26 protein-coding genes and 1 riboswitch are annotated in these 26,348 nt (G+C 39.5%); all 26 genes read left to right on the top strand.

Going from position 1 to position 26,348, the window contains the following annotated elements; translation table 11 throughout:
* Positions 1 to 40: 40 nt before the first annotated feature.
* On the top strand, positions 41 to 706 hold the full coding sequence (gene pgmB / locus NST02_RS19980) for a beta-phosphoglucomutase (RefSeq protein ID WP_340949643.1): 666 nt from the start codon (positions 41 to 43) through the stop codon (positions 704 to 706).
* Between the two features lie 350 nt (positions 707 to 1,056).
* Positions 1,057 to 1,911, top strand: a complete 855-nt coding sequence (locus NST02_RS19975) for an AAA family ATPase (protein ID WP_095309175.1) — start codon at positions 1,057 to 1,059, stop codon at positions 1,909 to 1,911.
* A gap of 207 nt (positions 1,912 to 2,118) precedes the next feature.
* Positions 2,119 to 2,805 (top strand): GNAT family N-acetyltransferase, encoded by a 687-nt coding sequence (locus NST02_RS19970; protein ID WP_095309176.1) that lies wholly within the window; start codon positions 2,119 to 2,121, stop codon positions 2,803 to 2,805.
* A 251-nt stretch (positions 2,806 to 3,056) separates the two neighbouring features.
* Positions 3,057 to 3,158, top strand: a riboswitch (purine riboswitch).
* A gap of 120 nt (positions 3,159 to 3,278) precedes the next feature.
* Positions 3,279 to 5,015: an adenine deaminase gene (gene ade / locus NST02_RS19965; RefSeq protein WP_340949642.1), complete on the top strand. Its 1,737-nt coding sequence runs from the start codon at positions 3,279 to 3,281 to the stop codon at positions 5,013 to 5,015.
* Positions 5,016 to 5,387: 372 nt separating this feature from the next.
* On the top strand, positions 5,388 to 6,110 hold the full coding sequence (locus NST02_RS19960) for a hypothetical protein (RefSeq protein ID WP_095309179.1): 723 nt from the start codon (positions 5,388 to 5,390) through the stop codon (positions 6,108 to 6,110).
* Between the two features lie 424 nt (positions 6,111 to 6,534).
* Positions 6,535 to 8,118, top strand: a complete 1,584-nt coding sequence (locus NST02_RS19955) for a long-chain-fatty-acid--CoA ligase (protein WP_095309416.1) — start codon at positions 6,535 to 6,537, stop codon at positions 8,116 to 8,118.
* 268 nt (positions 8,119 to 8,386) lie between these two features.
* Positions 8,387 to 9,565: an acyl-CoA dehydrogenase family protein gene (locus NST02_RS19950; protein ID WP_137744639.1), complete on the top strand. Its 1,179-nt coding sequence runs from the start codon at positions 8,387 to 8,389 to the stop codon at positions 9,563 to 9,565.
* A 16-nt stretch (positions 9,566 to 9,581) separates the two neighbouring features.
* Positions 9,582 to 10,346 (top strand): beta-ketoacyl-ACP reductase, encoded by a 765-nt coding sequence (locus NST02_RS19945; RefSeq protein WP_095309182.1) that lies wholly within the window; start codon positions 9,582 to 9,584, stop codon positions 10,344 to 10,346.
* A 90-nt stretch (positions 10,347 to 10,436) separates the two neighbouring features.
* Entirely contained in the window at positions 10,437 to 10,886 is a 450-nt protein-coding gene (locus NST02_RS19940) for a MaoC family dehydratase N-terminal domain-containing protein (protein ID WP_095309184.1), read from the top strand.
* Entirely contained in the window at positions 10,883 to 11,284 is a 402-nt protein-coding gene (locus NST02_RS19935; protein WP_137744638.1) for a MaoC/PaaZ C-terminal domain-containing protein, read from the top strand. Before NST02_RS19940 ends, NST02_RS19935 begins: the two co-directional genes overlap by 4 nt.
* An 18-nt stretch (positions 11,285 to 11,302) precedes the next feature.
* Positions 11,303 to 12,538, top strand: a complete 1,236-nt coding sequence (locus NST02_RS19930; RefSeq protein ID WP_340949640.1) for an acyl-CoA dehydrogenase — start codon at positions 11,303 to 11,305, stop codon at positions 12,536 to 12,538.
* Entirely contained in the window at positions 12,528 to 13,301 is a 774-nt protein-coding gene (locus NST02_RS19925; RefSeq protein ID WP_137744636.1) for an SDR family oxidoreductase, read from the top strand. The genes NST02_RS19930 and NST02_RS19925 overlap by 11 nt, the downstream gene beginning before the upstream one ends.
* Positions 13,302 to 13,316: 15 nt before the next feature.
* Positions 13,317 to 14,486: a thiolase family protein gene (locus NST02_RS19920; protein WP_137744635.1), complete on the top strand. Its 1,170-nt coding sequence runs from the start codon at positions 13,317 to 13,319 to the stop codon at positions 14,484 to 14,486.
* A 140-nt stretch (positions 14,487 to 14,626) separates the two neighbouring features.
* Positions 14,627 to 15,199, top strand: a complete 573-nt coding sequence (locus tag NST02_RS19915; RefSeq protein ID WP_340949639.1) for a TetR/AcrR family transcriptional regulator — start codon at positions 14,627 to 14,629, stop codon at positions 15,197 to 15,199.
* Between the two features lie 23 nt (positions 15,200 to 15,222).
* Positions 15,223 to 15,669 (top strand): acyl-CoA thioesterase, encoded by a 447-nt coding sequence (locus NST02_RS19910; protein ID WP_340949638.1) that lies wholly within the window; start codon positions 15,223 to 15,225, stop codon positions 15,667 to 15,669.
* Between the two features lie 64 nt (positions 15,670 to 15,733).
* Positions 15,734 to 16,795: a phosphotransferase family protein gene (locus tag NST02_RS19905; protein ID WP_137744633.1), complete on the top strand. Its 1,062-nt coding sequence runs from the start codon at positions 15,734 to 15,736 to the stop codon at positions 16,793 to 16,795.
* A gap of 16 nt (positions 16,796 to 16,811) precedes the next feature.
* Entirely contained in the window at positions 16,812 to 17,561 is a 750-nt protein-coding gene (locus NST02_RS19900; RefSeq protein ID WP_095309196.1) for a 2-phosphosulfolactate phosphatase, read from the top strand.
* Positions 17,558 to 18,346 (top strand): enoyl-CoA hydratase/isomerase family protein, encoded by a 789-nt coding sequence (locus tag NST02_RS19895; RefSeq protein ID WP_095309198.1) that lies wholly within the window; start codon positions 17,558 to 17,560, stop codon positions 18,344 to 18,346. The genes NST02_RS19900 and NST02_RS19895 overlap by 4 nt, the downstream gene beginning before the upstream one ends.
* A 291-nt stretch (positions 18,347 to 18,637) precedes the next feature.
* Positions 18,638 to 19,501 (top strand): branched-chain amino acid ABC transporter permease, encoded by an 864-nt coding sequence (locus tag NST02_RS19890; RefSeq protein WP_095309200.1) that lies wholly within the window; start codon positions 18,638 to 18,640, stop codon positions 19,499 to 19,501.
* Positions 19,502 to 20,491 carry a branched-chain amino acid ABC transporter permease gene (locus tag NST02_RS19885; RefSeq protein WP_095309202.1) on the top strand — a complete coding sequence of 330 codons (990 nt, stop codon included), beginning with the start codon at positions 19,502 to 19,504 and terminating at the stop codon, positions 20,489 to 20,491.
* 2 nt (positions 20,492 to 20,493) lie between these two features.
* Positions 20,494 to 21,261, top strand: a complete 768-nt coding sequence (locus NST02_RS19880; RefSeq protein WP_095309204.1) for an ABC transporter ATP-binding protein — start codon at positions 20,494 to 20,496, stop codon at positions 21,259 to 21,261.
* Positions 21,254 to 21,961, top strand: a complete 708-nt coding sequence (locus NST02_RS19875; RefSeq protein ID WP_095309206.1) for an ABC transporter ATP-binding protein — start codon at positions 21,254 to 21,256, stop codon at positions 21,959 to 21,961. Before NST02_RS19880 ends, NST02_RS19875 begins: the two co-directional genes overlap by 8 nt.
* A 211-nt stretch (positions 21,962 to 22,172) precedes the next feature.
* Positions 22,173 to 23,369 carry an ABC transporter substrate-binding protein gene (locus NST02_RS19870; RefSeq protein WP_095309208.1) on the top strand — a complete coding sequence of 399 codons (1,197 nt, stop codon included), beginning with the start codon at positions 22,173 to 22,175 and terminating at the stop codon, positions 23,367 to 23,369.
* 102 nt (positions 23,370 to 23,471) lie between these two features.
* Positions 23,472 to 24,479 (top strand): NADP-dependent oxidoreductase, encoded by a 1,008-nt coding sequence (locus NST02_RS19865; RefSeq protein WP_095309210.1) that lies wholly within the window; start codon positions 23,472 to 23,474, stop codon positions 24,477 to 24,479.
* Positions 24,480 to 24,875: 396 nt separating this feature from the next.
* Positions 24,876 to 25,445, top strand: coding sequence for a YdeI/OmpD-associated family protein (locus NST02_RS19860; protein WP_095309212.1), 570 nt, complete (start codon positions 24,876 to 24,878; stop codon positions 25,443 to 25,445).
* Between the two features lie 554 nt (positions 25,446 to 25,999).
* Positions 26,000 to 26,299, top strand: a complete 300-nt coding sequence (locus tag NST02_RS23810; protein ID WP_137744627.1) for a pyridoxamine 5'-phosphate oxidase family protein — start codon at positions 26,000 to 26,002, stop codon at positions 26,297 to 26,299.
* Positions 26,300 to 26,348 lie beyond the last annotated feature (49 nt).

Genomic DNA, 26,348 nt, shown 5'->3' with positions numbered 1-26,348 from the left:
AGCTTTCCTTCGATTCTTAACATATAAGGAGTTTTTATCCATGGGTAAACAAGTAAAGGCTTTTATTTTTGACCTTGATGGGGTTATTACAGATACAGCAGAATATCATTATTTAGCTTGGAAACAGTTAGCAGAAGATATAGGTATTTCCTTTGACCGTGATTTCAATGAACAATTAAAAGGGGTGAGTAGAATGGATTCTCTAAAGCACATTCTTACATTAAACCCAAAACTAAGCTTTTCAAAGGAAGAATTAGCGGCACTTGCGACAAGAAAGAATGAACATTACACCACGTTGATAAAAGATATGACGCCAAATGATATTCTTCCAGGGATCAGGGAATTAATTGAGGATATTAAAAAACATAGACTTCAATTAGCGCTTGGGTCTGCAAGTAAAAACGCAAAAATTGTCTTGGACCGGTTACAATTACTTGATTCCTTCGATTATATTGTCGATGCAGCCAAGGTTGAGCATGGTAAACCACATCCTGAAACATTTTTAACGGGTGCAGATGGCTTGGGTGTAAGCCCTGCAGATTGTGTTGGTATTGAAGATGCTCAAGCCGGCGTAGATGCGATTAAAGCAGCAGGCATGTTTGCTATTGGTGTAGGCTCAAAAGAGCACTTAGCAAAAGCAGACTATATTGTAGAAACGACGAGAGAATTACAATTCGTTAACATCATGGCAGAGGTAACTAAATAAAAGCTTTAAACATTATGACTAATGAGTAGACTCAAATACTTATTAGTCTTTTTTTATAAAAATGTTTGGAGCGCCGATAGGCTTATAGAAGGAAAAAAAGTATTATACATGAAGTGAATGGGAGTGGTAAGAGAGGTTTCAACAGCAATGAAAACCACTACTGTGAACTGGTACTTTTGATTTTAAAAGATATTCTCCAAGCTCTAGTTATAAAAATTTCAGAGATAGCCATACATTTCATATCAGTCATTTTGATATTTGTATTAGACTAAATTTACTCAGAATTCGCAAAGTCAGTCTGAATCTTATTATAATGGAGTAAAAGAGATTCAGTAGTTAAGGAGGAAAGTATGGTTTATTTACATGCTTTTTCATTTCCGAATGAGGATATGGAATTCGACTTTTTCATGAATATAAAAAGAACGTGCTATGACTCGTTTTATCCATTTAAGATTTTATCGAAAAAATGCTTTGAATCGATTGTTTTTGAGCCAGTGACGATCATATATGGTGGCAATGGTTCAGGAAAGTCAACTGCATTAAATGTGATAGCAGAAAAAGCGGGAATCAAACGTGATTCTATCTATAATAAATCTAACTTCTACCCTGATTATATCAATATGTGTCATATGCAGTTGAAAGCAGACATTCCTGAAAATAGCAGGATTATTACTAGTGATGATGTATTTGATTATATGTTGAATATCCGAAATCTCAATGAGGGAATTGACCAAAAACGGGAAGAGCTCTTTGAGGAGTATTTGGATGCGAAATATTCCCATTTTCAGATGAAGTCTATGGCAGATTATGAGCAGCTCGTAAAAGTAAACGCAGCCAGAAGTAATACACAGTCTCGTTTTGTTAGAAATGAATTGATGGATAATGTGAGAGAGTATTCGAATGGGGAAAGTGCATTTAAGTATTTCACAGAAAAAATTGGCGAAAATGGACTTTATATTTTGGATGAGCCGGAAAATAGTCTTTCTCCCAAACGTCAGATGGAATTGATGAAATTTATTGAAGACTCTGCTCGATTTTTTGGATGCCAGTTTATCATATCAACACATTCTCCATTTCTGTTATCCATGAGGGGAGCAAAAATTTATAATCTTGATGAAAACCCTGTTAAGGTGAGACGCTGGACGGAATTAGAAAACGTCCGTACATACTTTGAATTTTTCAAAAGTCATGAAAGCCAATTTTGAGATTGAGCACGACCAAATACTTCTAGAAAAATAGTCATTTACCAATTAAAAAACCAGCGCTGCGTGTACTCCACTGGGAATAATTTAGTCATAGAAAAGGACATAGAAACTAAAATAGGAAATGGAAAGTTTGAAAAACTACAAATCCACCTACTTATTTCGATTTTGCGATTATAATAGAATCAAATATGACATCGGAGTGTAATCATGAAAAAGAAGAATTATCATTTTGAAGATAATAGAAATGATGAAGTTTATTTTATAGATGGCCACACGGATGGCGGTGCCACATCTGGACTACGTCGGGAAGAAATAATCCCGAAAGAATTGAAGTTCAGACAAGCTAGCAAAAAAGATGCAAATAAGGTTGTAGAGCTGATCCATCTCGCAATTGGAGATATTGCTGAGCAATTGACCGGTCAAACGAAGGTTAAAAATATTCGAAGGACACTCATAAACTTTTTTTGTGAAGAAACCAATCGTGTTAGCTATCAAAATGTGTTGATTGCGGATATTTTTGATGAGGTCGCTGGCATAATCGTAACCTACTCTGGAGATGATACCTCACAATTGGACATGCCTTTACTCGAACATTTAAGAAGAAAAACAAGGAATCAGAACATTTTCTTTGACCAAGAGGCGGATGTTGGCGATTTCTATATTGATACACTTTCTGTCTCACCGAAGTTTCAGGGGCATGGAATTGGAACAGAATTGCTGCGGAAGGCTGAAGAATTAGCGTTGCAGAAGGGGTATGACCGAATATCCCTCAATGTTGCCAAGGATAATCCCAGTGCAAAAAAGTTATACAATCGGATAGGGTATCAAAAAGATAAAGAGATACAGATTAATGGTCATACTTATGACTATATGGTAAAGACACTGAAACAATGAAAATTCAGTTGTCCCTTTTTTTGAAGAGGTGGCTTCGCCTTGAGAAGCAAAAAAAGTTTGTTAAAGAAATTGGAAAAGACGAAAAAAAATGAATGGTCGTAAAAAATGGATATTGCTAGGGCATCTATCTGATAAGTAATGAGACTGTTCCTTTAATCTACAATCCTCTTCAAAAAGCGATTATACGAATTATTTGATTATTTGCTATCCTGTTGAATTCCAATAAATCCATGCTATAATACAACTTAATCAAAAACTGCATAAAGTTCACTCATATAATAGCAGGAATATGGCCTGCAAGTTTCTACCAGTTCACCGTAAATGAACTGACTATGAGGTGCAATGAATAGGAAGAGATTGATAGTCTGCAACCTGTTCTTTTTCGGCATATAGATCGAAGAACTTGCTCCTCAAGATGATAGGGAGTTAAGGTCTTCGGTTTTTTTTATTTTCGGATATAGGGGGAAAACAAGATGAAAAAAAGCGAATTGGCACACCTCATTGATGTAGCTGCAGGGCGAAAACCAGCAGATTTAGTTTTGAAAAATGGGAACATTGTTGATGTGTATCAAGGAACGATCATGACAGGTGATGTGGCGATCGTAGCAGGGAAAATTGCTGGGATTGGGGAAGAATATGAAGGGAAAGAGGTTGTTGATGTAAAGGGGAAATATATCGCTCCTGGATTTATTGACCCCCATATTCATGTCGAATCCTCTTATGTGACTCCGGAAGAATTTGGCCGTTTACTTGTCCCCCATGGAACGACGACGGTCATGGCCGACCCGCACGAGATCGTCAATGTCGCAGGGCTAAAAGGGCTGGAATATATGATTGAAGCGGCAAAGCATACGGCGTTAGACATTCAATACATGCTCCCTTCCTGTGTGCCGGCAACGAATATGGAGAATGCAGGGGCTATATTAACGGCTTCAGATATGGTGGCTCCATTAGAGGAAGGAATGGTCGAGGGACTGGCTGAATTTATGGATTTCCCCGGTGTGATCGGGGCCGAGGACAGTGTCTTAGACAAGCTTCTTGTAGCGAAAAATCTAAAGAAACGAATCGATGGGCACAGTCCGATGGTAAGTGGAAAAGAGCTTAACGCCTACATTGCGGCTGGAGTGGAAAACGATCACGAATGTTCGACTGTTGAAGAACTGCAGGCTCGTGTTTCACGCGGGATGTATGTTTTTCTACGAGAAGGGTCTGTTACCCAGAATTTACGTACGTTGCTAAAAGGGGTTACGCCTCAAAACGCTCGTCGCTGCGTATTATGCGGGGATGATGTCCAAGCCAAAACGATTTTAGAAAAAGGACATTTGGACAATGCCATTCGTATTTGTGTAGAAGAAAAGGTGGACCCGATCCAAGCCATTCAGATGGCCACCCTTAATACAGCACAATGCTGTCAACTTGATGATCGAGGAGCTGTAGCCCCTGGATTAAAAGCTGACTTGGTTATTTTCAGTGATTTGGACAAGCTTGTTGTTGAACAAACCTATATTGATGGGAAACTAGTTGCTGAAGAAGGAAAGTATATTTCTCCGATTACAAGAGCAGATATTTCTGCTGTTCAATCCAGTGTTCATATCGGTGATTTTACAAAAGAGAAGCTTCGTTTAAAACTAGAAAACAATAAAGCAAGAGCGATTGAAGTAATTCAAACGGAAGCATTGACGAACGAAGCGATCGTTGATGTGGATCGCGATAAGTCAGGCGAATTTGTGTACAATCCAGAGAAGGAAATTTCAAAAATTGCCGTTATCGAGAGGCACAAAAACACGGGAAATGTATTCGTTGGTTTATTGAAGGATTATGGAATCAAAACAGGGGCCATTGGGATATCCATTGCCCATGATTCCCATAATTTGATTGTGACAGGAACGAACGATGAGGACATGGCATTGGCCGTTGAGAGTCTGAAAAAACAAGACGGTGGAGTCGTCTTAGTGAACAATGGTGAAGTTATTTGTAGCATGGCCTTGCCGGTAGGTGGGTTGATGAGTAATCTATCTGGAGAAGAAGTTGTTGAACAACAAAGTAAAGTTAATAAAGTGGCCCGTGAAGTATTGGGAATTGCAGAGAATGTCGATCCAATCATGACCTTAGGTTTCATGTCCTTAGCTGTGATTCCAAAGTTGAAAATCACCGATTTAGGACTAGTTGATGTGACAAAGTTCGAATTTGTCCCAGTATCAGTTCACTAATAAAAAGAGAGGGACGGATCTAGTGTTTCACCGCGAAACAGTAGATCCGTCCTCGCTTTTTTCCGATACCTGTTTCTCTCTTACCACACTCAAAGCAAAAATAATGAGTATCCGATTAAAAAAACTAACCATTTTCACACCCAATTTCTTTGCTACAGATTTTATATTGACTAAGATATTCTTTCATCTCTATTTCTCCAATCTATAGACTTTGAGAGCAATCAACTTTTAGCAGTTGAAAAAGATATTTTAATTATCTGTAAATAACTGTACTCTTATGTCATTATTGTGATGGGGTGCAGTTTTGTTTTATCTTTAAAAAGTAAAGCATACATTTCAAGCTGCAGAAAATCTATGAAAGAGGATTCGGTTATGTCTATAAATAATAGTTTAAAAGAGGTATATGTTTCCAAATGGGATAACTTAACTCAAAGATTGAAAGATGAGAGCGAATATGCCCCTACCCATCCATTGTTGATTTCCTTGCCAGATGAGGATGAATATTTAAAATCGGATTTGCGAGTCATGTTTGTCGGAAAAGAAACGAATGATTGGGAAGGAGCATTTGGAACACGTAATATCGACCAATTACTGAAAACGTATCGTGCTTTTTTAAACAAGCAAGGGAGTAGCAAGAGTCCTTTTTGGCAATATATTCGTAAATGGCAGCAAGCAATAGAGGAGGAATATCCTAACAAAAAAGTTTCGCTTGTTTGGAACAATATACTGAAAATCGGTAAAGCAAAGGAAATAGGGGAACCAAACGAACAGATTTTGCAGATAAATAAAGAATCTTTTGATGTCTTTCATGAAGAACTAAAAATTCTAAAACCCCATGTAGTGGTGTTCTGGACAGGACATTCGTATGATAAGCATTTAAAAAGTTATATTCCTAATATTGAGTTTAAATTACATAAATCCTTCAAAAAGAAGCAGTGGTTGAATTGTTCAAGCACCTGTTTGCCAGCCCTATCTTTCCGCACCTATCATCCAGGTTATTTAAATCGATTACAGGATCGTAGTCTATCTTTTCATTCTCACTCCCCATTGAATGAATTGTTAGTACAGATAGCAGAGTTAGAAAGTTCACTCTAAAACGTTCAAGCAGTCTAACGGTAACGACAATCAACTGTGAATATGGGAGAAAAGCGGCTGTGTATAATGCAAAAATATCATTGTACACAATGCATTTAAAACTCGTACTTTAACAAGAAGCACGAGTTTTTTTATATCCCATTGATTATTGGAATTACCATAACACTTGAAAGTAAGTTTCGCTTTGCATCAATGGCAGCTGCAATAAGGTTAAGAAGATATAAAAATGGCTGAATGCACGAGAATGGGCTGAAAAGAATCGTGGCGAGCATTTGCAGAAAATTTCATGACCGAGATTTTTTGTATTCGCTTACAAAAAAATATTGACTTCGCTTTCGGTTGATTTATAATGTTAATTGAATACTCTGAAAATACTGACCGCTCAGTATCTTTTGGAAGGATAATATGGAAAGTAGGGATTTACATGGAAAAACCTTGGTTCAAGCATGTTCCAGAAGGAAATCCAACAACGATTGACATCCCTGAAATCGCACTTCAAGATTTGTTCTATCAATCTGTGAAAACATACCCCGATCAAGTTGCGGTTACATTCTACGATAAAACGATGACGTATCAAGGATTATATCAACTCATTCAAAATGCAGCTGCAGCACTTCATCATCTAGGTGTAGGAAAAGGTGATCGCGTTGCTTTGATGCTGCCGAACAGTCCGCAATACCCAATTAGCTACTATGCCACTCTTGTGTGTGGGGCGATAGTTGTGCAAATCAATCCAATGTATAAGGCGGAAGAACTGCTACATGTATTAAACGATTCAGAAGCCGAAACGCTCATTGTATTCGAACCATTATTACCATTAGTTACCGCTATCAAAGACAAAACTTCCCTCATTAATATCATCCCAGTCTCATTTGAAAAAGAAACTAAATTTAACGAAATGCTCAAGACTCGTGGCTACCCAGTCCCTAAAGTTGAGATTGATGCAAAAAATGATGTTGCTGTCCTTCAATATACAGGTGGTACTACAGGTCGTTCGAAAGGTGCGATGCTTACCCATTACAATCTCGTAGCAAACACCCTTCAATCCTACTCGACCTCGGAAACATCGACGGAGCTTGGCAAAGAGCGATTTTTAACGATTTCTCCATTATTCCATGTATATGGAATGACTAGTTGTATGAACTTAACGTTTTACATAGGGGGGAACATGATCCTTCTTCCAAAGTTTGATGTGGAAGAAACCGTTTCTATTATTGAAAAGACAAAGCCTACTGTTTTTCCTGCTGTCCCAACGATGTATATTGCCTTATTGAACTATTATCAAGTGAAAAAATTCGATTTAAGCTTTCTTAAAACGTGTACGAGTGGTTCGGCGCCACTCCCAGTCAAAGTAATTGAAACATTTAACGAGTTAAGCGGTACATCTGTAGCAGAAGGATACGGGCTATCCGAAGCATCTCCAGTGACACATCGAAACCCGGTAAGCGGGTTGCAAAAGCATGGGAGCATCGGGATACCGATTCCCAATACCGATTCAAAAATTGTCGATATCGCAACAGGTAAAGAGGAGTTGCCAATCGGTGAAGTTGGAGAATTAATTGTAAAAGGTCCCCAAGTGATGAAGGGATACTGGAAAATGCCAATGGAAACGGATGAAACGATTCGTGATGGTTGGCTTTATACGGGGGACCTTGCCAAAATGGACGAAGATGGATTCTTTTACATTGTTGGTCGTAAAAAAGAGCTAATTATTGCGAGCGGTTATAATGTGTACCCGATTGAAATAGAAGATGTACTATACAAGCACCCAAAAGTAATGGAGGCAGCAGTAGTTGGCATTCCAGACGAATATCGTGGCGAAACGATCAAAGCTTTTATCGTTTTAAAAGAAGGAGAGCAAGCAACTGAAGAGGAGATCATCGCCTACTGTCGTGAAAAATTAGCCGCGTATAAATGTCCGCGATTCGTTGAATTTATGGCTGAGTTCCCGAAAACCGCAGTCGGGAAAATTCTTAAGCGCACTTTAAAGGAACAATTAAGAGCTTAGCCTGACGCCATTCGTCCATCCTGTTATAAACGCTGTTTTCGCAACGTTTGTGGTTTGTTCGCAAATGCCCATATTTTTCTACGGCATTTACATCTCTAAAGCGAGTTCAGAGGCACTCTATGGCCCTTTTCGCCGGACTGTTATCGTTTTTTGAATCAGAATTGGATTGTTCTCCAATTTATGCTTTAAAAAGCCACAAGTTTTGCGAAAGGCGCCTTTATAAAAAATAAAACATACTGACTAGTTAGTATCAAAAGGAGAGAGAGACATGCATTTACGTTTAACAGAGGAACAAAAAATGGTCCAAGAAACGATTCGGAAATTTGTTGAAAAAGAGCTTATCCCACTAGAGCCAGAGGTTTTACGAAATGAAATTCAAGGCAAGCCGTCATTATCAAAAGAAAAATTAAAAGAGTTAGTAAACAAGGCGAAAGCTGCAGGCTTCTGGGGGATTAACACTCCAGAGGAGTATGGTGGAGCAAATTTGGGGCAAATGATGCAGGCGATCGTCATCATGGAAACATCAAAATCATTTGTTCCATTCCAATTTGGTGGATCTGCCGATAACATTCTGTACTACGCAAATGAGGAGCAAAAGCAGAAATATCTCATTCCGACGATTGAGGGAACGAAGAAATCATGCTTTGCCATGACAGAGCCTGCCGCAGGCTCGGATACACAAAGAATTCGAATGACAGCGGTAAAAGATGGAAATGAGTGGGTGTTAAATGGGGAGAAGACATTCATTACGGGTGGTAATGAAGCAGATTTTGTGATGGCGATAGCGATTACGGACAAAGAACTGCATCAATCTTCTAGAGGAAGAGAAGGAGTGACATGCTTTATCGTAGACCGGGAGATGGGGTGGAAATCTGAATACATTCATACGATGGGCGAATGGGGGCCAGCAAGTTTAGTTTTCGATCAAGTCCGTGTTCCAGAAGAAAATATCTTAGGAGAATTGCATAAAGGATATAACCTCGGTTTAGAATGGATCGGTTTTGCAAGGTGGATTGTCGGTGCCCGCGCTGTGGGTGCCGCTGAAAGACTGCTACAAATGGCGATTGATTATGCGAAGGAGCGTGAAACGTTTGGTAAACCGATCGCCGAGAGACAGGCGATTCAATGGATGATTGCCGACTCAGCAGTTGAAATTGAAGCTGCCAAATGGCTTGTGTTAAATGCTGCATTTACCTTGGATCAAGGCGAAGATAATCGCCATTACGCATCGATTGCAAAGCTATATGGATCCAATATGGGCAACCGTGTTATCGACCGGGTTCTGCAAATTCATGGCGGTATGGGGTATACGAGGGAGTTGCCTATTGAACGCTGGTACAGAGAAGCAAGGCTATGGAGAATTTATGACGGTACAGATGAAATTCAACGTCTTATCATATCTCGTAATCTATTAAAAGGTCACATCAAAATTGGGCAAACATTTTAGAAGAGGAGGAGCGAAAATGCGAGGTAGATTTACAGGGAGAACAGCATTTATTACGGGTGGCAGTAGAGGGATTGGCAAAGGAATTGCCCTTGCATTTGCCGAGGAAGGTGCAGATGTTGCCATAATCGATATTAATGAAGAGGCATTAGCACAAATGAAGGATGAATTTGCTGCAAAAGGATACAAGTTGCGTGCAACAAAGGCAAATGTTACAAATGCAGATGAAGTAGAAGCTGCGATCGATGGTGCTGTTCAAGCGTTCGGTTCGCTCGATATTCTCGTGAATAATGCTGGAATTATTCGTGATAATCTCCTATTTAAAATGACAGATAATGATTGGGAACAAGTCATGGATGTCCATTTAAAAGGAGCATTTTTGGCAACAAGGGCAGCACAAAAATATATGATTGAACAAAAATACGGAAGAATCATCAATATATCCTCTACATCGGCTTTAGGAAATCGTGGCCAGGCAAATTATGCAACGGCTAAAGCAGGTCTACAGGGCTTCACGAAAACATTAGCGATCGAACTCGGTAAATTCGGGGTAACTTGCAATGCGGTTGCACCAGGCTTCATTGAAACGGAGATGACACAAGCCACTGCGGCAAGAATTGGAATTCCATTTGAGGAATTGGTTAAAGCAAGTGTTTCGCAGATTCCGGTTGGAAGAAGTGGAAAACCAGAGGACATTGCCAATGCCGTTACCTTTTTTGCAGATGAGAAGTCATCCTTTGTGAATGGGCAGGTCATTTATGTAGCAGGTGGTCCAAAGGCTTAAAAGGCTATCGGGTAAGCATTCGGACACTTGTTATGATATTGCGCTATTAAACGACATTCAGACCGAAGGATAGAAAAAGGTGGGATATCGATGTTTCATGATTTAATCGGAAGTAAATCAAACAAAGTAAAAAATTTCGTTGAACATGGTCGTGTGAAACAGTTCGCAGAAAGTATTGGTGATCTTCATCCTATTTATGTCGATGAGGAGTATGGAAGAAAATCGAAGTATGGCCGTAACATTGCTCCGCCAACTTATCCAAGGGTGTTCGACTTCGGCGTTCTTGAACAAGTAAAACTTCCAAGTAAAGGATTAATTCATGGAGAGCAACGTTATATTTTTAAGCGGCCATTATTTGTGGGAGAAGAAGTGTACTGCTATACCGAATTACAAAATTACTATGAAAAGACAGGCGGCAATGGCTTGATGGGATTTGTTGTGATTAAACGATACGGCGAAGACCCAGAAGGAAACTTGATTTTTACAGAAGAAATGACGGCCATTATTACGGAAGCTGTAAGGAAGGCGATGAAGGTATGAATAGCTTAACGCAAATAAAAGTTGGGGGATCATTGTCAGAAGTGACTTTGCCGCCTGTCTCTCGCTTGGATTTAATAAAATATGCTGGAGCATCACTTGATTTTAACCCGATCCATACAATTGATGAAGAAGCATCAAAAGCTGGGCTACCTGGTGTAATCGCTCATGGGATGTGGACAATGGGGAATTTAGCAAAATTATTCACACCCTATCATGAGATCGGGTTTATGAAAGACTACCAAATTCGCTTTTCAGGTATGGTGTTTTTAGGTGATGTCATCACATTAAAGGCTGTTTTATCAGAAGAGACAGAGAATGCTTTTATATTTAGTGTGCGTGCTGTGAATCAAAAAGAAAAGGATGTCATTAAAGGAAAAGTAGTGTTTGCAAAACATTGATTGAAAGGAAGTGATGGAATGCACTTCGACTATTCAGACAAAGTGAAACACTATCAAAAAAAGTTAACCAAGTTCATGGAGGATTACATTTATCCAAATGAACAAACATACGTAAACGAAATCAATAAAGAAAATCCTTTTTCAGAAACCCCTCCGATTATGGAAGAGTTGAAACAAAAAGCAAAAGAGGCAGGATTATGGAATCTGTTCCTGCCAGAGAGTGAATATGGGGCGGGACTGACGAATTTAGAATATGCACCACTCTGTGAAATTATGGGGCGTTCAGGTATGGCACCAGAAGTGTTTAATTGCGCGGCACCTGACACAGGCAATATGGAAGTGCTTGTTCGTTACGGAACTGAAGAGCAAAAACAATTGTGGCTGGAACCACTTTTACACGGGGAAATTCGCTCATGCTTTTCGATGACAGAGCCAGATGTAGCTTCGTCGGACGCTACCAATATTCGTGCAAGCATCAAAAGAGACGGGGATGAGTACGTCATCAATGGAACGAAGTGGTGGTCTTCTGGTGCTGGAGATCCCCGTTGCAAAATAGCGATTGTGATGGGGAAAAATGATGAGCATGCAGAAAAGCATAAGCAGCAATCCATGATTCTCGTCCCTTTAGATACCCCAGGAGTAACGATTAAAAGGATGCTTCCCGTATTTGGCTATGATCATGCTCCACATGGGCATGGGGAAATTGTCTATGACAACGTGCGAGTGCCTGCTAGCAATATGTTACTTGGCGAAGGGAGGGGGTTTGAAATTGCTCAAGGACGCCTTGGTCCAGGGAGAATTCATCATTGTATGAGAACGATTGGGGCTGCTGAACGTGCATTACAAATCCTCTGTGAACGGGTTACAAATCGAGAAGCATTCGGAAAAAAGTTAGCTGAGCAAGGGGTGATTCAAGAATGGATTGCCGATGCTCGTATTGAAATTGAGCAAGCGAGGCTGTTGACGCTTAAAGCTGCTTATATGATGGATACCGTCGGAAACAAAGCAGCAAAAGCCGAGATTGCCATGATCAAGGTTGTCGCTCCGAATATGGCGTTGAAGATCATTGATCATGCCATTCAAGCTTTAGGAGCTGCAGGAGTGAGCGATGATTTTCCTCTAGCGTCAAGCTGGGCAAATATTCGAACACTACGTCTTGCTGATGGCCCTGATGAAGTGCATCGACGTGCGATTGCCAAATATGAGTTGCAAAAGTATCGCAAACAAGGGAGGGAAAAGGAGCATGCACGTTAAGGAGTTATTTAGTTTGCAAGGGAAAACAGCCATTGTCACAGGTGGTGGACGTGGCTTAGGGGAACAAATTGCCACAGCTTATGCTGAAGCTGGAGCCAATATCGTCCTTTGCTCTCGTAAACTGGAAAATTGTCTTGAAGTTAGTGAGAAATTAAAAGGGTTAGGGGTTGAAACACTCGCTTTAAAATGTGACATTACGAATAAAGAAGAGGTCGATCATGTCATAGAGGAAACGTTAAAAAAATTTGGACGGATTGATATTTTAGTCAATAACAGTGGTGCATCGTGGGGAGCACCAGCAGAGGAAATGCCATTAGAAGCCTTTTATAAAGTCATCAATGTGAATGTCGTTGGCACATTCCTAATGTCACAAGCTGCTGGTAAAGTTATGATTCAGCAAAACTATGGGAAAATCATTAATATCGCTTCGGTGGCAGGGCTAAAAGGCTCAAGACCTGAAGTGATGGATGCTATTGGCTATAACACAAGCAAAGGTGGAGTCATTTCCTTTACGAGAGATTTGGCCGTTAAATGGGGACCTAAAGGAATTTATGTTAATGCAATTGCTCCTGGTTTCTTTCCTACGAAAATGTCACGCGTCATTATTGAAAAAGGTGGAGACCAAATCTTTGAAGCAACTCCGTTACGAAAATTCGGGTCTGATCATGATTTGAAAGGGGTTGCCCTATTTTTAGCGTCAGCGGCGTCAGATTTTGTTACAGGAGAGACGATTGCCGTTGATGGTGGAACAAGTGCCATGTAGAAAGGAAGGGAAGAAATGAGTAGAGAAGCGGTCATTGTTTCTGCTGTACGAACAGCGATTGGACGTCAAGGTGGCAGCTTAGCCACTGTCCCAGCACATGTCTTTGGAGCGGAGGTTATTAAGGAAGCGTTGCATCGTGTCGATGTATCTGCAGACAGTGTCGATGACGTGATCATGGGAAATGTGTTAAGTGGTGGCGGAAACATCGCACGTTTATCCGCTTTACAAACAGGGCTTTCGATCAATATTCCTGGGCTCACGGTCGATCGTCAGTGCGGTTCAGGCATGAATGCCGTTGCACTTGCAGCACAAGCGATTAAGGCAGGGGCAGGAGACATTTATGTAGCTGGAGGAATTGAAAGCATGAGCCGTGCTCCTTATTTACTGGAACGAGCGGAAAAGCCATATAGTGCCTCTCCACCGAAGTTCAGGAAATCTCAACATTCACCAGAGGAAATTGGCGATCCCCCTATGGGAATAACAGCAGAAAATTTAGCAAAGCAATACAGGATCTCCCGAGAAGAACAAGATGAATACGCCTATTTAAGTCAAAAAAGAATGGCTGAAGCTGTAAAGGAAGATAGATTTAAAGAACAAATCGTCCCAATCACCATACCTGTACGAAAAGGGACGCCGGTTGTATTCGCTCAGGATGAACACCCAAGACCTGAAACAACGTTAGAAGGGTTAGCAAAGTTGAAGCCTGCCTTCTTAGAGGGTGGTACAGTAACAGCAGGGAGCAGTTCGGGCTTAAATGATGGAGCAAGTGCATTAGTGGTCATGTCGAAAGAAAAGGCTGATGAACTTCAATTAAAGCCGCTAGCGTATGTAAGAGAATCTACTGTTGCCGGAGTGGATCCCAATATTATGGGGATTGGCCCAGTTCCCGCAACGAAAAAACTGCTTGAAAAAACGGGATTATCACTAGATGGTATCGACTTCGTTGAGTTAAATGAAGCATTTGCAGCACAAGTGATTGCCGTGAATCGAGAATTAAATATTCCCATTGAGAAATTAAACGTAAATGGTGGCGCCATTGCACATGGACATCCGCTAGGTGCGACTGGTGCAATTTTAGTGACGAAAGCCGTTTATGAGCTGATGAGAAGAAAGGGTCGCCTTGCCATCATTACAGCTTGTATTGGTGGAGGTCAAGGAATTGCTGTATTAATAGAGAAGGCTTAATGTTGTTTTTTCTTAAGTCGAAACGAGTTGTCCCGCTATCGTAAGCTCGAAAACTATTAAGTCGACAGTAAGAGAAATGCTATAATAAATTGAATCTTTGAAAAATAAAGATTCATACAACAACTAGTTTTTGGAGGAATATGATGAAGGAAAAAATAATGAAAGAGAGCATTGATTTGTTTGATAAGAAGGGATTCAGTGACACCTCTATTCAAGATATTGTCGACTTAATAGGAGTTACAAAGGGGACATTCTACTATTATTTTAAGAGTAAACAAGAGCTTCTTCGTGATATACATCTAAGTTACTTAGAAAGACTGTTAATGGAGCAAAAAGAAATCCTTCAGGATGAATCGAAAAATTATAAAGAAAAACTGCTAGCGATCATTCACTTAACGGTTAGCAAAATTAAAGATGAAGGGAAGATGGCACGCATCGTCTTTCGTGAAATGCGCCATTTAAATGAAGATAATTTAAATCAGATCAAGATGAAGCGAAAGGAATTTAGGTTGAATTTTCAACAAATCCTTGAGGAAGGAGTGCAACAAGGAGAATTCAATGAAACGATTCGAACGGATATCCTTTCTTTCGCGATTCTAGGTATGGTAAACCGGTCCTATTATTGGTTTAATCCAGATGGTGAAATATCGGCAGAGGAGCTATCAGACCTTTATCTAAAACTAATACTCGAAGGGATCGATCAGAGAAGTTAACAGAGGAAAAGGTTGTGAGGTCATTGGGAAATCAGCATGAAATAGAAGTGTTTGTACGCTTCTGTGAAACAGATGCTGTTGGACATGTAAACAATACAAGTTATTTTCTTTACTTCGAAGAAGCAAGGACTAAGTTTTTTCAAGAGATTTTTAAAGAAAGAAATCAAAAGTTTAATATGATACTAGCTTCGATTAAATGCGATTATTTACACCAAGCATATGCAAGTGAAGCATTAATTGTTAGGACAAAAGTAATCGATGTGGGGACGAAAAGCTTTAAGTTAAGCCATGAGCTTGTGAACAAATTAGCTCGAGTACCAATTGCTTATGCGGAATGTGTCTCTGTTTGTTTCGATTATGAAACACAGCAATCAGTTCCAATCCCAGAGGAATTGAAACAGCGGCTTCATGCTAATCAAATGAGTTTTGCCAACCAAACGGATCCCATCAGCAATCCATGTAGCGGCTGATGGGAGGAACAAGGGTTTATACACATTATTAGTTCAGAATATTCCGATAAAAAGGGTGTGGGGTATGGTACAAGAGACCATTCAAGTTAGAAAAGGAGAGGAGCTTGACTTAAATAAACTGGAACACTATTTAAGTCAACATATGGAAGGACTCCCAGAGGAACCTCTGCAAATACGGCAGTTTCAAGCAGGCCGCTCAAACTTGACCTATTTATTACAAAAGGGGAATTGGGAAGCGGTATTAAGAAGGCCGCCACTTGGCCCCGTTGCTCCTAAAGCACATGATATGCAAAGAGAGTACTTTATATTAAATGAACTGTACTCCTCCTACTCTCCGGCACCAAAGCCGTTATTATTTAGTAATGACACATTATTAGGTGCTCCATTTTTCATTATGGAAAGAAAGAAGGGGATTGTACTCGATCAGGATTTTCCTGAGCATATTGAGGTATCCGAAGCATTATGCACACGGATTTCTGATTTGATGGCAAAAAATCTTGCACGTTTACATGAGATTCCATATGAAAAAACAAAGCTTCCAACCATTACGAAGCCGGAAGGTTTTATGGAACGACAAGTTCATGGATGGATTGGTCGCTATGAACGGGTAAAAACAGAAGATATCCCTGAAGTTGAAGCATTGAAAAAATGGATGATAGCATCGATCCCAAAATCTTCAGCACCTGCAATCATTCATTATGATTTTAAATTAAATAACTCCATGTTCGATGAAACGTTTCAAAACCTTGTCGGAGTCTTTGATTGGGAAATGACGACAGTAGGCGATCCATTAGCTGATTTAGGTGTAGCTATGAGTTATTGGATTCAAGCTGATGATTCAGATATGCTCAAAAAAGGTTTAGGTGACACTCTGATTACAACTGTAAAAGGGTTTTATTCGCGAGATCAGTTCATACAAGCATACGCAAAATATAGCAATCGCGATATAACAGATTTCCATTTTTACTTAACCTTTGCTTATTTCAAACTAGCAGTGATTTGTCAGCAGATTTTTTACCGTTGGAGAAAAGGGCAAACAGAGGACGCTCGCTTTGCCAATATGAATGAATTTGTCACAAATCTTATTTTATATGCAAGCGAATCCTCTACAAAAAGTTTGAAATAAAGAGAAGGTGTGCGAGATGCGAAAGCTACATGTATTAATGAAAAAAGAAGAATTACAAGAAGAGAAATTAAAGGATAAAGTGGTCGTTGTTTTTGATATTTTATTGGCGACAACGACGATCGCAATGATATTGGAAAATGGAGCGAAGGAAGTTATACCTGTTAAAGATAGTGAAGAAGCTCATGAGGTTGCGAAGAATTTTGTTCATCAGAATTATTGTTTAGCAGGTGAATATTTAGGGAGAACGATTAATGGGTTTTTAGACCCTTATCCTCAAGCTTTAAAGAGACATGTTAAGGATAAATCGGTCATTCTTTCCACTACGAATGGAACCGTTGCGATGCGTCATGCTCAAGAAGCGAAAGAGATGTATGCTGCTTCTATGCTGAACAGTATGGCTATTGCAAAGCATATCTTCTCCACAAATTCTAGCGAGACGGTGTTGTTGGTTTGTTCAGGTTCACATGGGGCTTTTAATTTAGAGGATTTTTATGGAGCAGGGTATTTTATCGAATGCTTGTTCCAGTGCAGTAATCAATGGGCATTAACAGATTCAGCAATAGCAGCACATCTTTTTTATGAAGGAAATAAAGACAATGGTGAAAAAGTACTGTTGACGAGTAGAGTAGGAAGAAAAATACATTCGGCTGGGTATGGAGACGAATTGAAATTTGCCTCCCAAAAGAGCGTCTACCATCAAATTGTTAAGTTTACAAACGGGAAATGTACAGTTTTGAATAAAATGAATGAGGAGTTGAAAAAATGACGATCACTTCTACCGATCATGTGAAGGTTGAAAAGAATAATGGTGTTCTTACGTTAACACTAAACCGTCCAGATCGTTTAAATGCATTTAGTGCGGAGATGATTTCTACATTAAAAGCTGAAATTTCGTTAGCAAAAGATGACGAGCAAATCCGTGTCATCGTATTACGTGGAGAGGGTCGAGCGTTTAGCGCAGGTGGTGATGTAAAAGGGATGGGTGCTGGTTCACCAACACAAACATACGCGCATATTGGAAGATTAAATGAATTAATTATTCAAATGCAGGCATTGGAAAAGCCCATTATCTGCGCCGTGCATGGCTATGCAGCAGGTGCAGGGTTCAATTTAGCATTGGCATCGGATTTAATTGTTGCAGAAGAAGATACAAAGTTCATATTAAGCTTTGCAAAAGTTGGATTAATTTCAGATGGTGGTGGTTTATACTTTCTTCCTCGTTTAATCGGTATCCATCGTGCCAAGGAGCTCTTGTTCACAGCAAAGCCCATTACTGCAGAAGAAGCGAAAAACCTTGGGATTGTAAACCAAATCTTCACAAAAGAGAGATTCCGAGAAGAGGTGACTGCTTACGCTACTGAATTAGCACAGGGTCCAACAGTTGCCTACGGGTTTATAAAGAAAATTGCCAATCAATCGTTAACCGCAACATTGGAAGATGTGTTAGAGCTAGAAAGAATTACTCAAGCTACGGTTGTGACGACAAATGACCATAAAGAAGGTGTTCGTGCATTTAAGGAGAAGCGAGGACCACAGTTTTCCGGAAAGTAAAAGGGAGTCGAGGCAGATACATCCAATCGGACATCTTAAGAAGCGCTACTTTACATCGAGAGCTAATGATAAAGTCATTCAACGCTTGAGGAATCTAATCTCGGGAAATCAAGCCGTGCTTGTTCAAAGTAACTGAAAAGAAGAAAATGAAAACGCTTTTATTAGGAGGTAGCTGCTTAAAAGGAGCGTATAGTTTAAGGAGCCAATGTCGATGAATGGGAAGAATCTGGATAAAGCTTCAAGAAGAGGAGCCCGTTCAAGAAAATTTGTAAATAAGAAAGGAGTGCGATAATGGAATTATTGATTCAACAATTGTTTAATGGCTTAACGATTGGGAGCGTGTATGCCTTAGTGGCTTTAGGGTTAACACTTGTCTATGGCATATTGCATATCCCGAATTTTGCCCATGGTGCACTCTATATGGTTGGTGGTTATGTAACGCTTCTGATGATGACCAATTTTGGCGTTCATTATCTCCTTGCCATTCTTGTCTCAATGGCAGTAGTTGGGGTATTAAGTGTACTAATGGAACGATTTATCTTCTATCCGTTACGGCATTCACCACCTATTCAAGATAAGGTTGCAGCAATTGGCATCTTATTATTTCTTGAGGCGTTGGCCCAACTTTTATGGGGGGCGGACTATCGAACCATGCCAACACCGTATGGGCAGGTTGTGAATCTTTTTGGTTTGACGCTGACGATGCAGAGAATCATCATTGTCATCACCGCTATTGCTGTGATGATCGCTCTATATGCTTTCTTAAAGAAAACATTTATCGGGGCAACGATTATTGCTATGGCGCAAAATCGTGAAGGGGCAAATCTGGTTGGAATTAATACGAACAAAGTGGCAATGCTGACGTTTTTCATTGCCGGAGCGCTAGCTGCTATTGGTGCATCGTTAACCTCTCCTATTAATCTAGTATTCCCAGGTATGGGGCATCTCGTCATCTTAAAAGCGTTCGTCATCATTATCATTGGTGGCATGGGAAGTGTACCAGGTGCCATCCTTGGCGGATACATTCTAGGATTTACGGAGAGCTTAGGTGCGACGTATTTAGCAAACGATTACAAGGACATCATTGCATTTCTGTTACTTGTGTTGATCTTAACGATTAAACCAAATGGTATTTTTGCCAAAGGGGGCGTGTAGATGTCGTCCATCTTTACAAAAAAGAATACAGTCATCGCCTTGATTGTTTTAGCGTTTGTTATCCCATTCGTCCTGCAAAACCAATATTACTTGCATGTATTAACCCTTGCCTGTATTTGGTCAATTGCTGTGTATGGGTTGAATTTACTAGCAGGCTTTACGGGCTATCTTTCATTGGCACATGCAGGCTTTTTCGCGATTGGAGCCTATTCTTTAGGGTTATTGACCGTCAAGGCAGAATTAAGCTTTTGGTTGGCCTTTCTAATTTCTCTTATTATCACAATGATTATCGGTTCATTTATTGGACTTATTGCTCTTAGAACGAAAGAACATTTTTTCGCCATCTATACGTTATGTGTTGGCTATATTATTTATTTAGTCATCGATAAGTGGGATTCGTTAACTGGCGGCGTACGTGGTTTAATCGGTATTCCAGCTCCAGCCAATATCGGACCAATTTCATTTACTACACCACTATCACAGTATTATTTTGTCCTCGTGGTCACGCTTCTTTGTATCCTAATGGTCTATAGAATCGTTCATTCTTTAACTGGTCGTACATTCATTGCGATTCGCAACAGCGAGGAGCTTGCCTTATCACTTGGCATTTCTACAACGAAAAATAAGTTGTTGTCTTTTGTCCTCTCGACTTTTTTTGCAGGAATTGCAGGCGCTCTATACGGAAGCTTTATCCGCTTTATCGGACCAGAAATCTCTTATACAACGATCATGTTTGACTTTTTAACATATTTAATTGTAGGAGGAATTGGTACATTATCTGGCCCAATTGTTGGCACCTTTTTAATCGTGTTATTATCGCAAAATCTTCAATTTTTACAGGATTATCGAATGCTTATTTTTGGCCCATTGCTCACCCTTCTCATTATTTTTTCACCACGTGGAATTGTTGGGTTTGTGATAACAAAATACCACCAGCGCCAACGAAAAATATCTGCGGTTTTAAAAGATGCAAGAGCAAAGGAGGGCTAGACTTGATCTTACAAACGAAACAACTGACCAAGCGATTTGGTGGATTAGTTGCTGTTAAAAATGTTGATTTCAATATTGAGGAGAGGAAGGTCAATGCCATCATTGGTCCGAATGGTGCGGGGAAATCAACATTTTTTAACCTTATAACCGGTGTTCATCGCCCCTCTAGCGGACAAATTTTCTATAAGGGTGAGGATATTACTCATGTGCCAGCGAACAAAGTTGCCGAGTTAGGTTTGGCGAGGACTTTCCAAACAACGAATCTATTTGAAATGGCAACAGTGTTTGATAATGTCGTGGTCGGTCATCGATTAAGGACGAAATCAAATTTGTTCGATGCCATATTTAGGACAAAACGGTTAAAGGAGGAAGAGGAAAGGTGTAAACAAAAGGCATTGGAGGTATTGGAATTCACTGAGCTTTCACATATTGGCCATCAGCTTGTCGCCAATATTTCCCAAGAGGAAAAGAAACGTGTCGCATTTGCCTTAGCATTGGCTACCGAGCCAGAGATTGTTTTCCTTGACGAGCCAACTGCTGGAGTGAACCCAGATGAGACAGAATCATTGGCCTATTTAATCAAAAAAATGGTCAACCAAGGTATTACCGTTTGTTTGATTGAGCATAAGATGCGCATGATTATGGATTTAGCTGACCATATTATGGTACTAAACTATGGCGAAAAGATTGCGGAAGGAACACCAAGTGAAATCAATAAGAATGAAGAAGTCATCCGAGCCTACTTAGGGGGGAGCGGTGCGAGTGCTTAAATTAAAAGGTGTAACGGTCAACTATGGAAAGTATGCAGCTGTAAGACAAATTGATATTGAGGTCAGTGAAGGGGAAATTGTGGTTTTACTTGGTGCAAACGGGGCAGGCAAAACGACAACATTTAAAACCATTAGCGGTTTGCTAAAACCTTCTAGTGGAACTGTAAACTTTGAAGGGACACCTATCAACGGTAAGTCACCAGATCGCATCGTGCAAGCAGGGATTGTGCAATGTGCCGAGGATCGCAAACTATTTCCGCAAATGTCTGTACATCAAAATTTAATGATGGGCGGATATATACATCGAAGCAAAAGAATGCAGTTAAAAGAAAGTTTAAAGGAAGTGTATGAGCTATTTCCAATCCTTTACGATAAACGTGAAGAACCAGCCCGTTTATTAAGTGGAGGACAACAACAAATGCTTGCGATTGGAAGGGCATTAATGGCTAAGCCTAAATTAATGCTTTTAGATGAGCCATCGATTGGTTTGGCACCTTTGGTCGTAGAGCAAATGTTTACAAGCATACAGCATATAAACAAAGACGGGACAACAATTCTTCTCGCTGAACAAAATGCAAACGCTGCGTTATCCATTGCTGATAAAGGATATGTGTTTGAAAATGGCAGAATTGTGATCGAAGGTACTTCTGAAGAGCTCTTTTCTAATGATGAGGTCCGAAAAGCTTATATCGGTGCTTAATCATACCGATTTTCGCTATGATTGCGTTTTTTCCATAAATGTCCAAAATTCAATATTTACACCTCCAATGAGGTTCAGTAGCACACATTATTTTTGCACGTCACTAGCCTATTGTTTGCAAGATAAATGGTGCTTTTTAATCCATCTACGGCTCAAAAGCAACAATCTTTGCGAAAAGAGCCCAATCATACAATGAAATGAGGAGAGGTTTATGAAAAAGGGGAAGACAATCGTTTCATTATTTATTTTGACAATCATGTTGTTTCTTGCTGCTTGTAGTAACGATACAACCGCACCAGCTCCTTCAGTTGAAAACGAAGGGAAAGAAACAAATGAAGATGCGGAGATTGTTTATATTGGCTATAGTGGACCTTTAAGTGGTCCTGCTGCCTATTACGGAGAAAATACATTAAGTGGTTTGCAATTAGCGGAAGAAGAAATTAATAAAGAGGGCTTTGAAGTAAATGGGAAAAAATATAATATTCAAATCGTATCATTAGATGATAAGTATATGCCAAATGAAGCGGCAGCAAATGCCAAGCGACTTGTACAAGAAAATAAAACACCAATCATTTACAATCCGCATAGTGGCGGTATTGCAGCGATGCAAGTGTTCAATGAACAGGACCAATTTATCGTCGCAGCTTATTCCAGTGAACCGGATATTACTCAAGTCGGAAACAGTTTGACGGTACGAATTCCACCAACGTACGATGGGTATATTGAGCCTTTCACAAAATATGCGCTGGAACGTTTTGGTCCGAAAATAGCTTCACTACCAACGGCAACACAATATGGAAAAGATTGGTCAGAAGCTTTATTGCCTTATTGGGAAAGTCAAGGTGGAGAAGTTGTTTACAATACTGCGATCGATTTCTCAAAAGAAACAGATTTTTTTACAATCTTAACCAATGCTTTAAAGGATGATCCGGATGTACTCTTTATTGGTGGAGCATCAGAGCCAACGGCAAAACTTGCGATTCAAGCTAGAGAGCTTGGCTTTGAAGGTGGCTTTATCGTGATGGATCAGGCGAAGCTGGATGAAATGAAAGCGATTTCAGGAACGTATGAAACCTTTGAAGGAGCTATTGGAACGATGCCGCTCATATTCTCAGACTATCCTGGAACAAAGCCGTTTATTGACAGCTATCAAGCAAAGTTCAACAAAGATCCAGGTTCAGAAGCTGGATTCCACTATTTATCTCTTTTTATCTTTGTGGAAGCAATGAAGGCAGCCGGTAGTGTAGAGGATGCAAAACTGATTCACGAGCATATGCAAGATGGTATCGATTCCTTACCAGAAGATAAGAAAGTCTATGTCGTTGAAGAGATTGATGAAAATGGAGGCTTTAATTTAGCAACACAATACGGTGCCATTGAAGATGGTGCGGTTGCTCCTGTTGAGTAAATACGAGGTGAAAGTCGGTCAAGATTTCCTGATCGACTTTCATTTCTATTAAAGGAAAAAGCGGTGAAAGAAAGAATATAGTTAAATAGAGGAGGGATTCAAATGAGTAATGTAAATCGTGTTTACTTATTAGCAAGACGTCCGAAAGGAATGCCTGTACAAGAGGATTTTTTATTAGAAACGAGAAAGCTACGATCGATTGAAGACGGTGAAATCCTTATCAAAACCCATTATTTATCAGTCGATCCATATATGAGAGGAAGAATGAACGGGGTAAAGACTTACGTCGATCCGTTTGAATTGAATGAACCATTGACAGGCGGAGTAATCGGTGAGGTTATTGACTCAAAAAATGAGCGCTTCTTGATTGGAGATATGATTGAAGGTAGTCTCGATTGGGCAGATTATTCGATATCAAGTGGGAAAGGGATACGTAAACTTGAAAACTATGGAGAAGTATCATTGACTACTGCTCTAGGCATCACTGGTATGCCTGGGTTAACTGCTTATTGTGGCTTGATGAATATAGGGAAACCGCAAGAAGGAGAAACCATTGTGATCTCCGGTGCCGCTGGAGCTGTAGGCTCTATAGTAGGTCAGATTGCAAAACTAAAGGGATTAAAAGTGGTAGGAATCGCAGGTTCAGAAGAAAAGTGTAGGTGGCTAAAAGAGGAATTAGGCTTTGCTGCTGCTCTTAATTATAAAGAAGACTCTTTCTATCAAAATTTAAAAGAAGCCTGTCCGAACGGAGTTGATATATATTTTGACAACGTCGGAGGAGAAGTATCCGACGCTGTGATGAGAAGGATTAATTATAAAGCTAGAATTCCGTTATGCGGTCAAATATCGATGTATAATGCAGAATCGCTGCCAATGGGTCCAAGAGTCGGGGGGCAGCTTGTCACAAAGAGTGCATTAATGCAGGGCTTCATTGTCAGCGACTATCGCAGTCAATTTAGAGAAGCAAGCGCACAGCTCATTTCGTGGGTAAAGGAAGGAAAATTAACGTATAAAGAGACAGTTATAGAAGGATTAGAAAATGCCCCCAATGCCTTCATCGGCTTATTTAAAGGGGAGAATATTGGAAAGCAGTTGGTAAAGGTAATTTAATTAACGTTATTGTAGGTGTCCAAAAATTTAGATGAGTACTAGCCATATTGGTCCTTTAAGTGTGATTGAATATCCTAAGTCTGAGCATAAAAATAGAAGTTTTTAAGAAGGGTTTGTCGCAAGCAGGTTTCGTTTTTTGAAGAAATGGAAGGTATTCTAAGTAATAGTGACATGCATGCGGAAACGCACTGTTTGTTTTAGAATATATTTAGACTATAGATTTCAGTTGTCAATGAAAACATCATGTTAATGAGTGGAAGGGAAGTCGTTTATTATGAAGAACAGTTGAGGGATGGCAAGGCTACCTGCTTGTTGGAGTATAAGTCGTCCAGTTTCAATCGTTCATTTTTCTAAGTGTAAAACCGCTCATATTGAATTAGAGAGGATATGTTTGAAATGGAAGTTAAGAATTTAATTAGAGCTAAGACAAGGCAGGAATTGAGAGATTGGCTTGAGGCGAATTCAAATACTGAAAGATTTTGTTGGGTAATCGTAAGCATGAGTGAACAATCAGGAGTCATCCAGTATCTAGATGCAGTTGAGGAAGCGTTATGCTTTGGTTGGATTGATGGAATAAAGAAAAAAATATCAGATACTGAATTAGCTCAAAGGCTTTCCCCAAGAAAGAAAACAAGTAATTGGACAGAATTAAATAAAGAAAGAGTAAGGAGATTAGATAAATTAGGTCTAATGAAAGAGGAAGGGCTGAAAATTCTCCCTGATATGAGACCGGAATCTTTTACTATAGATAAGGATATTGAAGCGCTTCTGAAAGAAGACGAACAATTATACGAGAATTTTATTAACTTTCCGGAACTATATAGAAGAATTAGAATTGATACGATTCAAAGCTATAGAAACGAACCTAGTATTTTTAATAAAAGGTTAGAAAAGTTTATTGTAAATACAAGAGAAAATAAAATGTATGGCCAGTGGAATGATAATGGTCGCTTGCTCAATGATTAGAAAAGCGAATATGCGATATTCATTGTATCCTTTAATTTAACAAGCGATACTATAAAAATGGAGCTTTCTAATGTAAGCAACAGAATCATCATAACATGATATTTCTTGTTTTTCTTTTGCTTCCTGTAATGGTACAGGATAATTGAAAATGGAAGTAACAAGTAAGAGCTTGATAAGTCCAAGCTCTTTTTTATGTTTCCACTTATTGATGAAGTTAAAAAAATTCGCTCATTTTAATGCAGTAGGAGAGGGGTCTGACAAACCTGATCAGAGTGACTATAAAGCCATTTCTCTTGTCAGTAATGATGACAGATGTTCGACGAAACTTCTAAAAATAGAAAAGTAAGTAATGCTATAATTGTCTTTAACAAGAACATTCACAATATATTTTCAAAAGGACTCATGGTTAACGATTTACTCCATGTTATATTAATTTGTTAATGAACTTTGTGAGCAATCAGGATATGATAGATATTTTAGTAGATGCCGTTATTTTCTCCCGCTTTCTAAATTAATGAGCAGGGTTACCTTAAAACATGTTTAATGGCTAAAGTTTGCGATTATGGGTTAAAAAAAAATATTCTTTGATATCCAAGCGTTCACATCTTCATGGCAGGGCAACACAGTTTGAACATAATTCCAAAGCTTCAGTCTGTTACTTTAAAGACACAGATAGTGTAACTTTAATTGGAGAGGTCAAATTTGTCGAGGATGCAGCATTGAAAGAAAGGTTATGGTCAGAATCAGATCGTCGGTTTTTTAGTAAGGGGATTGCTGATCCGGAATTTAGATGGCTTAAATTTACGACATTAGAGGCATCTTTTGGATTCAAGGGCAAATTCAGAACTTGTTAATATAAAAAAGCTGAGTCACATTGATGGTAGATGAGGTGTGTTCCGTTAA

This window comes from Robertmurraya sp. FSL W8-0741, assembly GCF_038004005.1.
In the GTDB taxonomy this organism is placed as follows: domain Bacteria; phylum Bacillota; class Bacilli; order Bacillales; family Cytobacillaceae; genus Robertmurraya; species Robertmurraya siralis.
This window is presented reverse-complemented; position numbering and strand designations above follow the sequence as displayed.